We start from the raw sequence: 18,127 nt of genomic DNA, 5'->3' as shown, positions 1-18,127 counted from the left end.
GTTGCTAAAGGTATTTTTTAATTTTGCGGGTTGGAAGGTGATTAGCTGGATCATCAGGCCAAGGATGTTTGGGATAACGACCTTTCATCTCTTTTTGGACATCTTTATATGAACCTTGCCAAAATCCAGCTAAATCTTGAGTGATCTGCAACGGACGTTGGGCTGGAGATAACAATTCTAAGACTAACTTTACTTTGCCATTGGCGATAGTTGGCGTGGTTGGCTCACCAAACATTTCTTGTAACTTTACCGCTAATACTGGCTGCTGTTGAGTTTGATAACGAATACTAATTTTAGAACCTGTCGGCACCTGATAATGGGTTGGCAATAATTGATCGAGCTGTTGTTTTTTAGTCCAACCTAGATACGCTTCCAATACTGCAACTAAATTAACTTTTTGGAGGCCTTTTAAAGTGGTTATACCGCTGAGATACGGCAATAACCACTGTTCAGCATTAGCTAATAAGCTCGCCTCATCCAATGCCGGAAAATCGATTTCAGGTAGCCACTCGCAGCCACAACGACCACGAGTAAGTAACATCGTTGCGGCAGGAGTCCAATTTAACACTGCCAGCCCTTTACGCTTAACCGCATTTAACAATGCTTCACTGGCTAATGCTGTATCAGGCGTTGCCGCGAGGCTACGTGCAACAATTAACTTGCCGCAATAGGTACGATGCTCGGCACTTAAACGGCCTTTTTTATCGTCCCAGTCAAGCCACTCACATTGATTAAATAATTCTGGCAATGCGTGTTGTAAGTCGTTTAAATCAGCACTGATTGCCGAAAAGATTCGACTATCACCTTGGCGGGTTTTAACCACATCAGCCACCACTAATAATGGTTGGTTGGCTAACCCTTGGCTGCTATCAAGCATTACCCCTTGGCCATTAGCTAACTGATAGCGACCATCATCAGGGCGAGATTGTGCGATTCGATCCGGAAAACCTACCGCTAACACTATCGCGGCCCACTGATTATTAACCTTTAACTCACTATTTTTAGCCGTCCCTAAAGTCGCAAGATGTTGTTGAGATCGTTGTATATAAGCATGGCTTTTAGCGAGTTTTTTGGTTTCCAGTAAATGTAACTGAAACGCCAAATCGGGGTTATCGATACCACGTGGTGGGTCTTCAAGTAATGCCACCAACATCGCCGCTGTGGTTAAAATTGTCGTATCAGTTTGCTGCTGTACAGCATGTTTAGCAAACGCTAACATTGCGCCATGGCGAGGATCGGCACCTAAAGTTTGCATCAATTGGCCGCGTTGGGTTTGTTGACCACGCTCATCAATCGCACCTAATTGGCGCAATAATTGGCGCGACTGCTGTAAAGCAATCGCTGGCGGTATATCTAACCACTGTAAGTCTTGTGGATCATTACAGCCCCATTGAACTAAATCCATTGCCAACGCGGTTAAATCACTACGTAGTATTTCTGGTTGTGGTGTTGCTGGTTGACGCTGTAGTAATTCTTCACTGTACATTCGTAAACAAATACCCGCTTCTAAGCGTCCTGCACGCCCTGCTCGCTGTTCGGCAGATGATTGGGCTATCCTAACTTGCTGTAAGCGGCTAATGCCTGTTTTGGGCTCCCACTGCGCGATTCGTTCAAAGCCACTATCAACCACCAATCGAATACCCTCAATGGTTAAACTGGTTTCAGCAATATTAGTCGCTAATACTACTTTACGCTGTCCAACTGGTGCGGGATTAATCGCTTGCTGTTGTTGCTCAATCGGTAACTGACCATATAACGGACAAATTTTGATATGGGTATCAGCCGCTGTTAAACGAGTCGCTAATGCTTGTGCTAAACGTTTTATTTCACCGACCCCGGGTAAAAATGCTAACACTGATCCTGATTCTTGGCTAAGCAACTGGCTAATCGCTACAGCCATTTGCTCAATCACATCTCGAGGATCATTTACATGCTGATAGCGATACTCTACAGGGAAACAACGACCTTGAGATTCAACATAAGCCGCCTGTGGCAGCAATTGTGCCAATGTTGCGTGATCAAGTGTGGCTGACATAACCAACAATTGCAGATCATCACGCAGGGCTTGTTGGACTTCAATCGCTAACGCTAACGCGGTATCGGCGTGAATACTACGCTCATGAAATTCATCAAAAATAATCAGTCCGATTCCAGATAGTTCAGGATCATGCTGCAACATTCGAGTCATCACCCCTTCAGTGACAATCTCTAATCGCGTTTGAGCACTGACTTTGGTTTCGCCTCGAACTCGTAAACCTATGGTTTGACCAACACGCTCCCCCAATTGCTGCGCGAGATACCCAGCAATATTTCTTGCCGCTAATCGTCGCGGCTCAAGCATGATAATCCGCCCTTGTATGAGCGCTTGATCTAATAGTGCTAATGGCAACCGAGTTGATTTACCCGCTCCCGGTGGTGCTTTTAAAATCACTTGGGTATGGCGCGTTAAGGCGCTAAACAAGGTCGCTAAAACCTCGTCAATAGGGAGTTGTGACAATGGCGTCACCTTATGTCATGATCAAACGAAATCACATTGTAACGAAAGCCTAGTCACAACTAAAAATAATAATCTGCACACGAGGCCATAAATGAAATTTTCTCCACCACTTCAAGCGGCTATTTTGCTCAAACGCTACAAACGTTTCTTAGCTGATATCAAACTCAGTAATGGTGAAGTCCGTACCATTCATTGTGCCAATACTGGTGCCATGACTGGCTGCGCAGAACCTGGAACCACAGTATGGTATTCAACCTCGGATAATAAAAAACGTAAATACCCCAATAGCTGGCAACTTGCACACACTGCCGCTAATGACTGGATTTGTGTTAACACTATTCAAGCCAACCATCTCGTTAAAGAAGCGATTGAACAGCAACGTATACCTGAGCTCGAAAATTACGATAGCTTACGGACAGAAGTAAAATACGGCACTGAAAATAGCCGCATAGATCTATTACTTGAATCACAAAATCGTCCCTGCTGCTATATTGAAGTAAAAAGCGTGACCTTATTAGCAGATAATGGTCAAGGTTACTTTCCAGATGCGGTGACCATTCGAGGTCAAAAACATCTGCGTGAGCTAACCCAAATGGCACAACAAGGATCACGGGCTGTGCTATTTTTTGCGGTGTTACATACTGGGATTAATAAGGTTAATGTGGCACAGCATATCGATGCTGAATACGCACAATTATTACAACAAGCAGTCAACGCTGGGGTTGAAATAATTTGCTATCGCGCCACGATTAATGCTGATGAAATAAAACTCAAAGACTGTATACAATTTCAGCACTCAACATAAAAAATGCCGTTTTCTTCACATTGACGTAGAATTGAAGTAATACAGTAATTGCCACATGGTAACCTTTCTGGTATAGATACCGCCCAAAATTAACCAGTGACGGTTATTAGGTACATTAGGAGATGCTATATGCCAGAGACCAACGTTAAAAAATCACTAGGCATCCTGGCTATTGCTGGGGTTGAACCTTATCAGGAAAAAGCTGGCGAAGAATACATGGGTGAAGCTCAATTAGAGCATTTCCATAAAATTCTATCAGCATGGCGTAACCAACTTCGCGTTGAGGTTGATCGCACCGTAAACCACATGCAAGATGAAGCCGCTAACTTCCCCGATCCAGTGGATCGTGCCGCACAAGAAGAAGAGTTCAGTCTTGAACTTCGTAATCGTGACCGCGAACGTAAACTGATCAAGAAAATTGACAAAACACTGAAGCGTATCGAAGAAGATGATTTCGGCTTCTGCGATTCTTGTGGTGTTGAGATTGGTATTCGTCGTCTTGAAGCTCGTCCAACTGCAGATCTTTGCATCGACTGTAAAACACTTGCAGAGATCAAAGAAAAGCAAATGGCTGGCTAATTACGTCTTTATCAGGTTAAGCTAATTTTAGAGGGAGCGTAAGCTCCCTCTTTCGTTTACACTAGCGCTCGAAATAACACACAGTAACGAACCTGATGGTTACTTACTTACCGATGTCGCACGAGCTCTGCCGGTTTAGTCATAACTTTGCGTTATAGATAAATAGGCACCAAACTGAATAGTGCTCTCATAAACTGAGAGCCTTATTCAGTTTGGAGGGAATATATCTTGTCATATTTACCCCTGACTCTGGGCGACATTTACGCTGCCGTACCAAGTTAGATAATAATCAACTTGGATTTTATAACCGTTCATTAATGTATGACTAACACGAATCAATATGTCGGTCGTTTTGCACCGTCGCCCTCAGGGCCATTGCATTTCGGATCGTTAATTGCTGCTCTCGGTAGCTACCTGCAAGCAAAATCTCAGCAAGGAAAATGGATAGTTAGGATCGAAGATCTTGATCCACCTCGCGAAATGCTAGGGGCCGCTGATGATATTCTGCGCACACTAGAAGCTTTTGGCTTTATGTGGGATGGCAATATCATGTATCAGAGTTTACGCCATGACGCTTATCACGCTCAAATTGAAGCTTGGTTAGCACAAGGTAATGCCTACTATTGTCAGTGCAGTCGAAAAGACATTAAACAAGCGGGCGGCTTTTACCCTGGTACCTGTCGTACCCTCAATCAACGGCACAGCAATGGTGCGGTTCGATTACAAGTAGACACACCAATAACCCATTTCGATGACCTATTACATGGTCGTATCGAATTGCCATTAGCATTGGCGAGTGAAGATTTTATCATTCGTCGCCGCGATGGCTTATTTGCTTATAATCTTGCTGTAGTGCTAGATGATATCGAACAAGGGATCACCGAGGTTGTACGTGGTGCAGATTTAATTGAGCCTACTGGGCGCCAAATAGGTCTTTATCATCAGCTCGGGCATCCTAAAGTCAGTTATTTACACTTACCGCTCGCCATTACTGACAATGGTAATAAATTGTCGAAACAAAACCATGCTCCAGCGATTGATAAACACAATCCTCGGCCAGCATTAATGGCAGCGCTACGCTTTTTAGGTTTATCGCCACCGACAGAGCTTGTCATAGAAAGCGTAGAACAAATTTTACAGTGGGGCATCACTCATTGGCAGCTTAAGCAGCTACCAAAGACAACTGCTATCACACTAGCATTCTAAAATAGTCTGCCGTGATATATTATACACGGCTGTTTGTTGAACTAAGTGCACAAAATGGGGTGTATTATCTTTAATCGAGTAGCCAGCTTTTGCCGTAAAGTATTGAATCGCGACAGTAGTACTCGCGTTCCAGAGGAACAAACTTTGCAAGTTTACCAACGCCCAGAGCACGGCATTTCACGAAAAGATATCAGCGAAAATGCGCTGAAAGTACTATATCGTCTAAACAAAGCCGGTTACGACGCTTACCTTGTAGGTGGCGGCGTCCGCGATTTATTGCTCCACAAACAGCCAAAAGATTTCGATATTGCAACCAATGCAACCCCCGAAGAAATCAAAAAACTGTTTCGTAACTGTCGTTTAATCGGCCGTCGCTTTCGTCTAGCACACATTCTTTTTGGACGTGACATTATTGAAGTCGCTACGTTTCGTGGCCATCATTCAGACGCGCCAGTACAAGTCGTTGCGCCTAAAGACAATAAGCAAAAGCCACAAATATCATCTCGCAGTGAAGAAGGTATGTTGCTACGTGATAACGTTTACGGCAACATCGAAGAAGATGCCCAACGTCGTGACTTTACCATTAATGCGTTGTACTACAGTGTCAAAGACTTCACCGTAACTGACTATGCACAAGGCATTGAAGATCTTAATAATCGCGTAGTGCGTCTAATGGGTGATCCAGAAACGCGTTACCGCGAAGATCCAGTCCGTATGCTGCGAGCAGTACGCTTTGCCGTCAAGCTTGATATGGATATTGAACCAGTAACTGCGGCACCGATCCGTGAATTAGCGTCACTGATGCAAGATATTCCAGCTGCACGTTTGTTTGAAGAAAGCCTCAAGTTATTACAATCGGGCCAAGGTTTAGAAACCTACCGAATGCTGCGTGAATACAACCTATTCCAGCAGTTATTCCCAATTTTGTCTGACCATTTTACTGAGAATAACAGCAGCAAAACTGAAAAAATGATCGAGCATATTCTAGCCTCGACTGACAAGCGTATTGCTGAAGATAAGCGTGTCAATCCAGCCTTCATTTATGCTGCAATGCTATGGTATCCAATGATGATTCGTGCCGAAGAAGTTTCTTTTGCAAGCGGCTTATCATTCTACGATGCCTTTATGGTAGCAAGTAATGACATTCTTGATGAACAAGTGCGCTCGATTGCTATCCCTCGCCGTCATACCACCACTGTACGTGATATCTGGCAGCAACAGTTACGCTTTAGTCGTCGCAGTGGCAAACGTGCCTTTAAGACCATGGAGCACCCTAAGTTTAGAGCTGCTTATGATTTCTTAGAAATGCGCAGTTTATTTGAAGGCAGCGACATCAAAGAATTAGCCCAATGGTGGAGTGAATTCCAAGATGCCGATTATAACCAACGCGGTCAGATGGTAACGCACATTAATGATGGTGGCACTCGCCGTCCTCGTCGTCGTCGCCCACAGCAACAACGCCGTAAAAAACCGCAAGTTAAGTCATGATTCGCACTTATATTGCTATCGGTAGTAACTTGGGCGATCCTGTCGCCCAAGCTCAAGCTGCGATTGAAGCACTACAAAATTTACCACAAAGTCAGGTTGTTAGCGTATCCTCGTTGTACAGCAGTACCCCGATGGGACCACAAAACCAACCTGACTATATTAATGCGGTTGTCGCTATCGATACCACATTAGCTCCACTTGAGTTACTCAACCATACTCAAGCGATTGAGCTTGAACAAGGACGTGTTCGCAAAGATGAACGCTGGGGTCCAAGGACGTTAGATCTCGATATTATTTTATATGGTGATCTGCAACACCAATGTGAGCGCCTTACGGTGCCACACTATGGAATGAAAGTACGGGAGTTCGTACTGTATCCACTTGCCGAAATTAACCCTGATTTAGTTTTACCTGATCACACTTCTTTACGCACGTTATTGACTCAGGTTAACCGTAATGGCTTAGCTATTTGGCAAGCATAAATTCATCAGGGCGAGGAAGAAGCTATGAAAAAAATCACTATCAACGATCTACTGACATGGAAGCAAGAAGGTCGTAAATTTGCATCAGTAACAGCATATGACGCTAGTTTTGCCCAATTATTTGAGCAACAGAATATGCCGGTTATGTTAGTAGGCGACTCATTAGGCATGGTACTCCAAGGCCGAAACGATACCTTACCCGTAACCATTGATGATATCGCCTACCATACGCGTAGTGTTCGTGCAGGCAGCCCTAACGCACTGCTCATGGCTGACATGCCATTCATGACCTTCGCAACCCCAGCACAAGCTTGTGATAATGCCGCTAAATTGATGCGCGCAGGGGCTAACATGGTAAAAATCGAAGGTGGCGCTTGGGTTGCTGAAACAATTACAACCCTTACAGAACGTGCAGTTCCTGTATGTGCTCACCTTGGTTTAACGCCTCAGTCTGTCAATATTTTTGGCGGCTATAAAGTTCAAGGCCGCAATTTGGATCAAGCAGAGACTATGGTTAAAGATGCCATAACTCTCGCAAAAGCTGGTGCCCAAATCATCGTATTGGAATGTGTTCCGGCAAGTCTTGCTGAACGTATTACCAAAGCGGTGGATGTGCCTGTAATTGGTATCGGTGCGGGTAATGCGACTGATGGCCAAATACTGGTTATGCACGACATGTTTGGTATTTCTGCGAACTACATGCCGAGGTTCTCTAAGAACTTCCTTGCAGAAACTGGTGATATGCGTGCTGCGGTTACTAAATACATTGAAGATGTTGAGTCTGGTGCATTTCCAGGGTCTCAACATACCTTTGAATAAGGAATAAGAGATGCAAACATTCGCCGAGATTGCCCAGTTAAGAGAACAGATTACGACGTGGCGCCGCGCAGGCCGTCGTATTGCCTTTGTTCCAACCATGGGTAACTTACATGAAGGTCATCTTACGTTAATGCGTAAAGCACGTAAGCATGCTGATGTTGTTGTCGCGAGTATTTTTGTTAATCCGATGCAGTTTGAAAAAACTGACGATTTAACCAATTATCCCCGTACACTTGAACAAGATATAGCTAAATTACAACAACAGAATATGGTGGATGTGGTCTTTACCCCAACTCCAGAAGTTATGTATCCAGCCGGTATTAATAACCAAACCTTCATCGATGTTCCTGGATTATCAACCATTTTAGAAGGCGAATTACGTCCAGGTCATTTCCGTGGCGTAGCAACTATCGTTAATAAACTGTTTAATATCGTTCAGCCAGATGTGGCATGTTTTGGTGAAAAAGATTATCAACAATTGGCACTTATTCGCCAGATGGTAATTGATTTAAGTATGGATATTAAAATTGTTGGCGTACCGACAGTACGTGAAATGGATGGCTTAGCCATGAGTTCGCGTAACAGCAACCTAACGGTAGATGAACGTCAACGTGCACCTGTTTTAGCGCGTACAATGCGTTGGATCAGCAGTCAAATGCGTGGTGGCCGTACTGACTATGACGAATTAATTGTTGATGCTAACGATCAATTACGTGCAGCAGGCTTACAACCAGATAAAAGTTTTATTCGTGATGCAGTAACCTTGTTACCTATCACAGACGCAACCCAACAAGCGGTTATTTTAATGTCTGCACAATTGGGTAAAGCGCGCTTAATTGACAATCAAGTAGTCGATTTTGCCGCAGTTACGCCACCAGAAGAAGACGTAGCAGAAGCAAATTAATCAGCTTTGATTGCTAAAAAAATACCGCTCGTTAGCCATTAACGCGCGGTATTTTTTTAGCTCTATTTTCTTAGTCGACGCGTTTTAACCACCTTCAAGGTGTAACTAACCACTTATGAACGCAAACCGATACCACGTGAAATTAGATAGTAAGCCACACCGTACAATGCGATAACAAACAAGCTTAATACCGCAAACGAAGTCCCAATACCAACATCAGACACCCCTAAGAAGCCATAGCGGAAGGCGTTAACCATATACACAATCGGGTTGACCTTTGATACGATTTGCCACCCTTCTGGCAGTAAATTAATTGAATAAAATACCCCGCCGAGGTAGGTTAGCGGCGTTAATACAAAAGTCGGAATAATACTAATATCATCAAAAGTGCGCGCAAAAATGGCGTTAATCAGCCCGCCGAGAGAAAACACTATCGAGGTCATAACGACAGTTGCAATAATTATCCCTAAATGGGCGATATTGAGTGATACAAATAGCAACGATACCACTGATACAATCAAACCTACGCCTAAACCTCGCAATACACCACCGCCAACATAACCAGCAATAATAATATAATTAGGTACAGGAGCGACTAATAATTCTTCGATATTATGTTGAAATTTGGCACTAAAAAATGAAGAAGCAACATTCGAATAAGAGTTAGTGATCACCGACATCATGATTAATCCCGGCACAATATATTCCATGTAGCTAAAGCCTTCCATGTCACCAATACGCTTACCAATAAGGTTACCAAAAATAATAAAATACAGCGTCATGGTAATGGCTGGCGGCACTAGAGTTTGCACCCAAATTCGAGTAAACCGATGAATTTCTTTGGTAATTAAACTTTTGAATGCAATCCAATATTGTTTTTTCATTGTTTATCACCTACTGCAATAGCGGATTGGGCTTTATTAACTAAGTTCACAAATAACTCTTCTAAACGATTACTCTTATTTCGCATAGAGCGTACTACGACACCTTGTGCTGTCAGTGCGCTAAAGACACGGTTTAAGTCATCCCCCTTATTGAGATCAACTTCCAGGGTGGTACTATCAATTAAGCGACATAAACCAACATCAAGAGTCGGCGTTGCTGTTATAGCATCAATATCTAAAATAAAGGTTTCTAATTCTAATTGGCTTAATAGCGCTTTCATTGAGGTATGCTCAACTAACTCACCATGATTAATGATACCAATATTGCGACACAACATTTCCGCTTCTTCAAGGTAATGAGTAGTTAAGATAATCGTTACCCCTTCGCGATTAATACGTTGTAAAAAAGTCCACATTGAACGACGTAATTCAATATCAACCCCAGCGGTTGGCTCATCTAGAATCAATAATTTGGGTTCATGCATTAACGCTCGAGCGATCATTAATCGGCGTTTCATACCACCTGAAAGATTACGAGCACGATCATGACGTTTGCCCCATAAATCCAATTGGGTTAAATATTTTTGAGCTCGTTGTTTAGCCAGTGAACGTTCAACCCCATAAAATCCTGCTTGGTTGACAACAATTTGTTCAACGGTTTCAAAGGGATTAAAATTAAATTCTTGTGGTACTAAACCTAGTTGGTTTTTAGCATCCACCTTTTGAGTATCTAGGTCATAACCAAAAATACTGACCGCACCCGAGGTTTTATTTACTAATGAGCTAATAATACCAATGGTGGTCGACTTACCTGCACCATTAGGCCCTAGCAAAGCAAAAAAATCCCCTTGCTCGACATTTAGACTCATATTTTTCAGCGCCTTGACGCCGCCTTTGTAAGTTTTGCTTACATTTTTTATTTCTAAAGCATTCATTATATGCAATCTTTCTGTTAAATATTTATAGGCTAGTGACAAAACGCTAACAACTAATCCGATTTGCTATCAGCGTAGCTTGTGTATAGTAAGGAACATATTAATATAAGGCATTATCATGGCAGATATAAAGCAGCTCTTCGCAAACAACCTCTCGTGGTCAGAAAACATTAAGGATGAAGATCCAGAATTTTTCTCTCACCTCGCAGAAGCACAACATCCACAATACCTTTGGATAGGCTGTTCCGACAGTCGCGTACCAGCAGAACGCCTTACAGGCTTAACCTCTGGTGAATTATTTGTGCACCGTAATGTGGCCAACCAAGTTATCCATACCGACTTAAACTGCTTATCTGTAGTTCAATATGCGGTTGATGTCCTTAAGGTTAAACATGTCATCATTTGTGGACACTATGGCTGTGGTGGTGTAACTGCGGCAATAGAAAACCCACCATTAGGGCTTATCAATAACTGGTTATTACACATTCGCGATCTTTATCTTAAACATCGCTCAGATCTTGGTAGCTTGCCACGTGAAAAATGGGATGACAAACTATGTGAGATTAATGTCGCCTCTCAAGTTTATCATCTTGGCAATTCCACTATCATGCAACAAGCATGGGAACGCGGCCAAGATGTCAAAATTCACGGTTGGATTTATGGTACCAGCAATGGCATTCTAAAAGACCTTGGCGTAACAGCTACCAGTCGTGAAAGCCTTGAAGTCGCTTATCAAGCTGCGATGTCATCATTATTACCCCCGCTTGAAGAACAATTAAAGCAGCTAGAAAATCATAAATAGCAGCCATAAAAAAAGCGACCGTGAAGGTCGCTTTTTGTTTTATTCTGCGTCTGGAATAACTTTACCAATAAACGGTAAGTGACGATATTTTTGCGCGTAATCGATACCAACACCAACCACAAACTCATCAGGAATAATAAAGCCGTACCAATCAACCTTCACATCTACTTCACGACGCTCTGGCTTATCTAATAACGTACAAATGCTGATAGATTTAGGGCCACGTAGTGATAAAATCTCGCACACTTTACTTAACGTATTACCAGTATCGATAATATCCTCGACCAATAACACATCTTTACCTTTGATGTCGTCATCTAAGTCTTTCAAAATACGAACATCACGGCTGCTATGCATAGTATTGCCATAGCTTGATGCAGTCATGAAATCAACTTCATGAGGGATATCAATCGCACGTGCTAAATCTGCCATAAAGACAAATGAGCCACGTAGTAAGCCAACCATTACTAGGTCAGTCGAATCTTTATAATGCTCCGTGATCTGCTTTCCTAGCTCTTTGATGCGTTCCTGAACATCCTGCTCAGAAATCATTACTTCGATAGTGTGCTTCATTTTATTCTCCATCAACGCGACTGCGTTAGCCGACTGAGGCTATATATTCCAAAGGTCGTTATTGTAGCATTCATTCAACTTAAGCGTTATTTAATCAATAGTGTCCAGAATCCGAAACACTTATTGATAGTTTAGTTTGAACCAACCTTGTTGCTGTTGTAGTGTTTATATGAAAACCGTTAAATATAAACAGAACAAATATAAATAGGGTTAGGGAATTAATAATTATGGATACGATTACTAAAAAACCACGTACACGCTTATCTCCAGAAAAAAGAAAGCAGCAACTACTTGATTACTCAATTGAAGTTTTTTCTCGTCGTGGTATTGGTCGCGCAGGTCATGCCGATATTGCAGATATGGCCAATGTTTCAGTCGCGACTGTTTTTAACTATTTTCCCACTCGGGAAGCATTAGTTGAACAAGTATTAATGGAAGTCGCTACCCAATTTAATGAGCTACTCACAGAATGCATTGGGGCGCCAAATAAAGCCTTACATGCGCGCTTAACCTGTATCAGCAATAACTTAATTGATACCGTGTTAGAACAACAAGATTGGATAAAAGTGTGGTTTGAGTGGAGTACATCAGTCCGTGATGAAGTATGGCCACAATTTATTGAAAGCAACCAAAAAAACCTCAAGCAAGTACAACAAGCATTTACTCAGGCCATTGATAATAAAGAAATAACTACAGATCAAACCCCAGAGAATTTAGCGAAAATGTTGCATGGCATGTGTTATGTGATTTACATGCAAGCTAACCAACATCCAGATCAAGATATGCTTCGTGAACAAGCTCAAATTTATCTACAGGTATTAACCCAAAAGAACTAAATACACACCGAGTTCAAACAATCAGGCTTATATTTATATACAAGCCTGATTGTATTTATACACTCGCGAAAATAACGGGCTGATGAGGAGTAACACTGACTGTTACTCGCTCGCCGACATCCAAAAGTAAATTAGAATTAATCACTAATTTATGTCCTTCAAATTCTACGATATAACGACAATTATCCCCCATAAACTGCTGTTCAATAATAACCGCTAAGCCTTCATCTTGTGGCGTTACCGTTAAGTGTTGTGGTCTTAATAGCCAATCAACATTCGTCGTCGCAGCAAGCTTTTGTTGGGCAGCTAACGCTAACTCGCCAAATGGAGTGTCTAACTGCTGGCTAGCAGTAACTGTTGCGGGTAAATAAGATCCTACTCCTAAAAATTCAGCCACAAAGCGACTACTCGGCTGATAGTAAAGCTCAGTCGCGGTACCAAATTGTTCAATTACACCATTATTCATTACGGCCATTTTATCTGCAAAGGCAAAGGCTTCTTCACGACTGTGAGTCACGAAAATTGCGGTCACACCTTGGTCTTTAAATATTTGTCGAATATCACGAATCAAACTATGACGAACTTGGGTATCAATATTAGAAAAAGGTTCATCTAATAGAATTAAATCAGGCTCATTAGCCAAGGCGCGCGCAATTGCAACCCGCTGCTGCTGACCGCCAGATAATTGATGCGGATAACGATCATCAAGTTCAGTTAAATGTACCAACGCCAACATTTGCTTAATTTTTGCAACCACTCGTGGTTTATCCCAATGACGCAAGCCAAAGGCAATATTTTCAGCCACGGTTAAATGTGGAAATAACGCGTAATCTTGAAATATCATCCCGATATTTCGTTGCTCAGGTGGCAAACATAATTGGTGATCAACAATCGTGCGCTCATTAATTGCCATTGTACCTTGGGTCAATGGTAACAATCCCGCAATCGCTTTTAGTAACGTGGTTTTTCCGCAACCGCTGGCGCCAAGCAAACACACAATTTCACCACGTTCAACCGCCAACGATAAATCTTGTAATATCGGCTGACCATAGTAGCTACAAGTAAGATCAGTTACAGATAATGCATGTTTCATCAATGTTTTTGCTCCAAAGAACGGTTCACCATTACCAACGGAATCAATCCGACTATCACCAATAAAATGGCAGGTAGAGCAGCCACTTCTAACTGCTCATCAGAGGCAAAATTAAACACATAAGTCGCTAACGTTTCAAAATTAAACGGCCGTAATAATATTGCTGCATTAAGCTCTTTCATTGATTCAATAAACACCAGCAAACCAGCAATTAAGCAACCACGACGAATTAATGGCAAATGCACTTTGCGTAGCATTGCTGTCGACGCATAGCCCATGGTTTTAGCAGCCATATCTAATGACGGCGGTATTTTCACTAAGCTACTTTCAATACTACCGATAGCGACAGCAGCAAATCGCACCACAAAAGCAAAAATAATCGCAAACATAGTGCCAGAGAAAATAAGTCCTGGGCGCCCTAAATCGAAGCTTCGAGCTATGTCATTAACTAAATGGTCAGCACTGGTCAAAGGGATCATGACTCCAATCGCCAATACAGTTCCAGGCACCGCATAACCTAATGAGGCTAATCGCATCGGCACAGTACTGATACCTCGGCCATCTAAACGCTGATAAAAATTAACTATCAATGCTAATAATACTGCAAATATGGCGGCAGCAAATGACACCATCAAACTATTAAAGCTGTAGTTCTTAAATTGCTCAGTCCAGCTTTGCTCAAAATAATCAATTGCGTAAGAACCCAATTGCAGCATTGGTAAAATAAAAGCACACCCGACTAACCCCCAACACCAGCTAACTGCAAGCCATTTTTTCCAGCCTGTCAGTTGGTATTTAGTATGGCCATCGTTACCACATTGCTGCTGAAACATTTTTTGTTTGCGACGACTAAAACGTTCACTGCTAATCAGTAAGAAAATCACCATTAGCATAATCGCAGAAATTTTGGCGGCTGCATTAAGATTAGAATAGCCAAGCCAAGTATCGTATACCGCCGTTGTGAGGGTATTTAAAGCAAAATAGCTCACCGTACCAAAATCACCTAACGCTTCCATCGCCACTAATGACACTCCAACCGCAATCGCTGGACGTGCTAATGGTAATGAAATACGCCGAAAACTTTGCCACGGTGAACAACCAAGCAAACGCGCCGATTGCAATAGGTTATTACTTTGCTCCATAAAAGCAGCACGCACTAATAAGTACACATACGGATACAGCACTAATGCTAATACAAAACATGCTCCCCATAATGAGCGTAAATCAGGAAACCAGTAGTCGCTAACATGTTGCCAACCAAATAATTCGCGCAGCCAAATTTGAATTGGACCCGCGTAGTCAAACCAATGAGTATAAAGGTAGCCAACGATATAGCCGGGCATTGCAAGAGGTAAGATAAGTGCCCATTGAAGTATTTTTTCACCCGGTAAACGGCACATCGCCATTAACCATGCGCAAGGAAGCCCAAACACTAAAGTCAGTAACACGGTACCAACCACCAGCCCCAGGGTATTTAAAGCGTAGGTAGACATCACTGTATCCATCAAGTGCGAGAACACTTGATCAGAGTTACCCATAGCGGTAATGAATATAGCGATAATAGGCAATACTAACAATGATCCTAAGAACCAACTGCTAATCCGCCAAAATAAAAATTTTTCTTTCATTTACTACTACTTAGTACGTTTTTCAATATATTTAAGCCTGCAACATCAGACCACTTTGTCAGTAAATACATTCACTGTAAGCAAGCATCAGAAGCTACCACAACTTATTGTAAAAGAGACTAAGTTAAACTGAAAAATGGGGCTTAACACCCCATTTATTTTGTAACTAATTACAGATCAAACTTCACTTCATCTAGCAATTTTATTGCTGTTTGATGGTATTGTGCCACTTGATCGAGTGATACATCATCAGCTTTAAATTCACCCCAAGATGCCACTAACTCTGAACGTTTAACACCTTCTTTAACTGGGTATTCATAATTCACTTCAGCATACATTTGCTGAGCCGTGGTTGCCGTTAAGAATTCCATTAACTTAAGCGCATTATCTTTGTTTGGTGCGTACTTCGCCATTGCCATACCACTGACGTTAACGTGAGTGCCGTTACCTTGCTGTCCTGGAAAATTAATCTCAACCGCTTCAGCCCATGCTTGTTGGTTTGGATCATTAACCATTTTGCCTAAGTAGTAGCTGTTACCAATTGCAATATCACATAAGCCTTCTTTAACCGCTTGTACTTGGCCGCGATCATTACCTTGAGGCTTACGAGCTAAGTTAGCTTTAACACCTTCTAGCCATGTTTTCGTTTCTGCTTCGCCATTATGAGCAATCATGGCTGAAACCAGTGAGACATTATATGGGTGCTTACCTGAACGCGTACAAAGTTTACCTTTCCACTCTGGCTTAGCTAAATCACTGTAATCAAAAGATGCTGGTAATTTACCTACACGATCTTTTGATGAAAATACATTACGAGAACGCAGCGTTAGTGCAAACCACTCGTCTTCATTATCACGAAATTGTGCAGGAATGTTCGCATCAATAACTTTGCTATCAACAGGCTGAACTAGCTTCTTATCAGATAATTCAACCAAGCGACTAATATCGGTAGTTAACACTACGTCAGCTGGGCTGTATTCGCCTTCTTGCTGTAATTTTTCTGCAATGCCCGCTTTCGCGAATTTAACATTAACCTTAATACCTGTTTCTTTAGTGAACTCATTAAACATCGGTTCAACAAGGAAAGGTTGACGGTATGAGTAGACATTGACTTCTTCAGCAGCAGTAGCGACTTGAGGCGCAGATAAACCCAATAATACCGCGGTAGCTAAAAGTTTCTTCATTGCTAAATCCCTTAATGCAAAATGTAATGATAATGTTTCTCAATTAGATTAATGCAGATTATACGTTTTTCATCTTCGAACACAATCAGCCTGTAACACTTCATTACAAAAAAACGTCACCGTTGCCGGTGACGTTTTTTTTACCTTTTATAGCAGCCAAATAACGCTATTATTACTATTTTACACTAACAAATTCAGGATAAGCATCAACTCCACAGTCATGTGAGTCCATACCTTCCACCTCTTCATCTTCACTAACACGAATACCGATAGTGAATTTTAGAATCCCCCATACAGCAAGACTGGCACCAAATACCCATCCAAAAATAACCGCGGCACCAAATAACTGAGTCATAAATGAAGCATCAGGATTACTCAATGGCACCATCATTAGGCCAAATAAACCACATACACCATGGACTGAAATAGCACCTACCGGATCATCAATCTTGATCTTATCGAAACCGATAATACTAAATACCACTAGTGCACCTGAGATACCACCAATAGCAACAGAGGCTAATGGCGATGGTGATAATGGATCGGCGGTAATTGCCACCAAACCCGCTAATGCACCATTGAGGATCATGGTTAGATCTGCCTTACCCCACATAGTTTTACAAACAAGCAGTGCAACAATCGCTCCAGCAGCAGCAGCGGCATTAGTGTTTAAAAATATTTGTCCAACCGCTGAGGCATTCTCAAAGTCTGACAACATTAACTGTGAACCACCGTTAAAGCCAAACCAACCGAACCACAAAATGAACGTACCTAAAGTGGCTAATGGCATATTTGAACCTGGGATCGGATGAACTTCACCGTTTTTACCGTATTTACCTTTTCGTGCCCCAAGGAGTAACACTCCCGCAAATGCAGCAGCAGCACCAGCCATGTGGACAATACCTGAACCTGCGAAGTCACTAAAACCAGCTTCGGCAAGGAAACCACCGCCCCATGTCCAATAACCTTCAATCGGGTAAATAAGTCCTGTTAGTACTACTGAAAATAATAAAAATGACCATAACTTCATTCGCTCAGCAACTGCACCTGATACCACTGACATTGCGGTAGCAACAAAGACAACCTGAAAAAAGAAATCTGATTCTAAAGAGTGGTCGGCGCCTTCGGCTTGGGTTCCAATCAGTGCACCAAACGACGGTAACCAGCCGCCAGCACTGTTGTCGACATACATAATGTTATAACCGACCAGTAAAAACGTGGTACACGCTATCGCATATAAACAAAAGTTTTTGGTTAATATTTCAGTGGTATTCTTTGAGCGTACGAGGCCAGCTTCTAACATTGCAAAACCAGCTGCCATCCACATCACTAATGCACCTGAAATCAAAAAGAAAAATGTATCGAGTGCATAGCGTAATTCAATTACTGTCGTTGATAATTCCATGGTTACC

The 18,127-nt window shown here is 42.2% G+C and carries 17 protein-coding genes; 9 read left to right on the top strand and 8 right to left on the bottom strand.

From position 1 onward, the window contains the following. Positions 1-4 precede the first annotated feature (4 nt). On the bottom strand, positions 5-2,497 hold the full coding sequence (gene hrpB / locus PPBDW_RS02500) for an ATP-dependent helicase HrpB (protein WP_036793258.1): 2,493 nt from the start codon (positions 2,495-2,497) through the stop codon (positions 5-7). A gap of 91 nt (positions 2,498-2,588) precedes the next feature. On the opposite strand from hrpB, the gene sfsA reads away from it, so the two are divergent. The 7 genes from sfsA to panC all read left to right on the top strand — a co-directional run bounded on the left by sfsA (position 2,589) and on the right by panC (position 8,780). Next, on the top strand, positions 2,589-3,302 hold the full coding sequence (sfsA, locus tag PPBDW_RS02495) for a DNA/RNA nuclease SfsA (protein ID WP_036793257.1): 714 nt from the start codon (positions 2,589-2,591) through the stop codon (positions 3,300-3,302). 129 nt (positions 3,303-3,431) lie between these two features. Beyond that, positions 3,432-3,881, top strand: a complete 450-nt coding sequence (dksA, locus tag PPBDW_RS02490; RefSeq protein WP_036793256.1) for an RNA polymerase-binding protein DksA — start codon at positions 3,432-3,434, stop codon at positions 3,879-3,881. 321 nt (positions 3,882-4,202) lie between these two features. After that, positions 4,203-5,087 (top strand): tRNA glutamyl-Q(34) synthetase GluQRS, encoded by an 885-nt coding sequence (gene gluQRS / locus PPBDW_RS02485; RefSeq protein ID WP_036793255.1) that lies wholly within the window; start codon positions 4,203-4,205, stop codon positions 5,085-5,087. Between the two features lie 54 nt (positions 5,088-5,141). Then, positions 5,142-6,575: a polynucleotide adenylyltransferase PcnB gene (gene pcnB, locus PPBDW_RS02480; protein ID WP_080888872.1), complete on the top strand. Its 1,434-nt coding sequence runs from the start codon at positions 5,142-5,144 to the stop codon at positions 6,573-6,575. Beyond that, positions 6,572-7,057: a 2-amino-4-hydroxy-6-hydroxymethyldihydropteridine diphosphokinase gene (gene folK, locus PPBDW_RS02475; RefSeq protein WP_036793254.1), complete on the top strand. Its 486-nt coding sequence runs from the start codon at positions 6,572-6,574 to the stop codon at positions 7,055-7,057. Before pcnB ends, folK begins: the two co-directional genes overlap by 4 nt. Positions 7,058-7,081: 24 nt before the next feature. Next, positions 7,082-7,876: a 3-methyl-2-oxobutanoate hydroxymethyltransferase gene (gene panB, locus PPBDW_RS02470; RefSeq protein WP_036793253.1), complete on the top strand. Its 795-nt coding sequence runs from the start codon at positions 7,082-7,084 to the stop codon at positions 7,874-7,876. A 10-nt stretch (positions 7,877-7,886) separates the two neighbouring features. Next, a complete protein-coding gene (gene panC / locus PPBDW_RS02465) occupies positions 7,887-8,780 on the top strand; it encodes a pantoate--beta-alanine ligase (protein WP_036793252.1) in 894 nt (297 codons plus the stop codon). 113 nt (positions 8,781-8,893) lie between these two features. Here panC and PPBDW_RS02460 read toward each other — a convergent pair whose 3' ends face one another. Both PPBDW_RS02460 and PPBDW_RS02455 read right to left on the bottom strand, forming a co-directional pair. After that, positions 8,894-9,664: an ABC transporter permease gene (locus PPBDW_RS02460; RefSeq protein WP_036793251.1), complete on the bottom strand. Its 771-nt coding sequence runs from the start codon at positions 9,662-9,664 to the stop codon at positions 8,894-8,896. After that, on the bottom strand, positions 9,661-10,599 hold the full coding sequence (locus PPBDW_RS02455) for an ABC transporter ATP-binding protein (RefSeq protein WP_036793250.1): 939 nt from the start codon (positions 10,597-10,599) through the stop codon (positions 9,661-9,663). Before PPBDW_RS02455 ends, PPBDW_RS02460 begins: the two co-directional genes overlap by 4 nt. A 118-nt stretch (positions 10,600-10,717) precedes the next feature. On the opposite strand from PPBDW_RS02455, the gene can reads away from it, so the two are divergent. Continuing rightward, complete coding sequence (gene can / locus PPBDW_RS02450; RefSeq protein ID WP_036793249.1) at positions 10,718-11,401, top strand: carbonate dehydratase; 684 nt, start codon at positions 10,718-10,720, stop codon at positions 11,399-11,401. Between the two features lie 39 nt (positions 11,402-11,440). Here can and hpt read toward each other — a convergent pair whose 3' ends face one another. Continuing rightward, the gene (hpt, locus tag PPBDW_RS02445) at positions 11,441-11,974 is read right to left on the bottom strand and encodes a hypoxanthine phosphoribosyltransferase (protein WP_036793248.1); all 534 of its coding nucleotides are present in this window, start codon (positions 11,972-11,974) and stop codon (positions 11,441-11,443) included. A 227-nt stretch (positions 11,975-12,201) separates the two neighbouring features. Here hpt and PPBDW_RS02440 point away from each other — a divergent pair, with 227 nt between their 5' ends. Beyond that, positions 12,202-12,810, top strand: a complete 609-nt coding sequence (locus PPBDW_RS02440) for a TetR/AcrR family transcriptional regulator (protein WP_036793247.1) — start codon at positions 12,202-12,204, stop codon at positions 12,808-12,810. A 55-nt stretch (positions 12,811-12,865) separates the two neighbouring features. Here PPBDW_RS02440 and PPBDW_RS02435 read toward each other — a convergent pair whose 3' ends face one another. The 4 genes from PPBDW_RS02435 to PPBDW_RS02420 form a co-directional block, all read right to left on the bottom strand. After that, on the bottom strand, positions 12,866-13,903 hold the full coding sequence (locus tag PPBDW_RS02435) for an ABC transporter ATP-binding protein (RefSeq protein WP_036793246.1): 1,038 nt from the start codon (positions 13,901-13,903) through the stop codon (positions 12,866-12,868). Beyond that, a complete protein-coding gene (locus PPBDW_RS02430; protein ID WP_036793245.1) occupies positions 13,903-15,531 on the bottom strand; it encodes an ABC transporter permease in 1,629 nt (542 codons plus the stop codon). The genes PPBDW_RS02435 and PPBDW_RS02430 overlap by 1 nt, the downstream gene beginning before the upstream one ends. 170 nt (positions 15,532-15,701) lie before the next feature. Then, the gene (locus tag PPBDW_RS02425) at positions 15,702-16,715 is read right to left on the bottom strand and encodes a Fe(3+) ABC transporter substrate-binding protein (protein ID WP_036793244.1); all 1,014 of its coding nucleotides are present in this window, start codon (positions 16,713-16,715) and stop codon (positions 15,702-15,704) included. A gap of 175 nt (positions 16,716-16,890) precedes the next feature. Further along, entirely contained in the window at positions 16,891-18,120 is a 1,230-nt protein-coding gene (locus tag PPBDW_RS02420; RefSeq protein WP_036793243.1) for an ammonium transporter, read from the bottom strand. Between the last annotated feature and the right edge of the window lie 7 nt (positions 18,121-18,127).

Origin of the sequence: Photobacterium kishitanii, from assembly GCF_000613045.3 — a bacterium.
GTDB lineage: Bacteria > Pseudomonadota > Gammaproteobacteria > Enterobacterales > Vibrionaceae > Photobacterium > Photobacterium kishitanii.
Note: the sequence above shows the minus strand (reverse complement) of the source record. Positions and strands in the feature narration are given on the sequence as shown.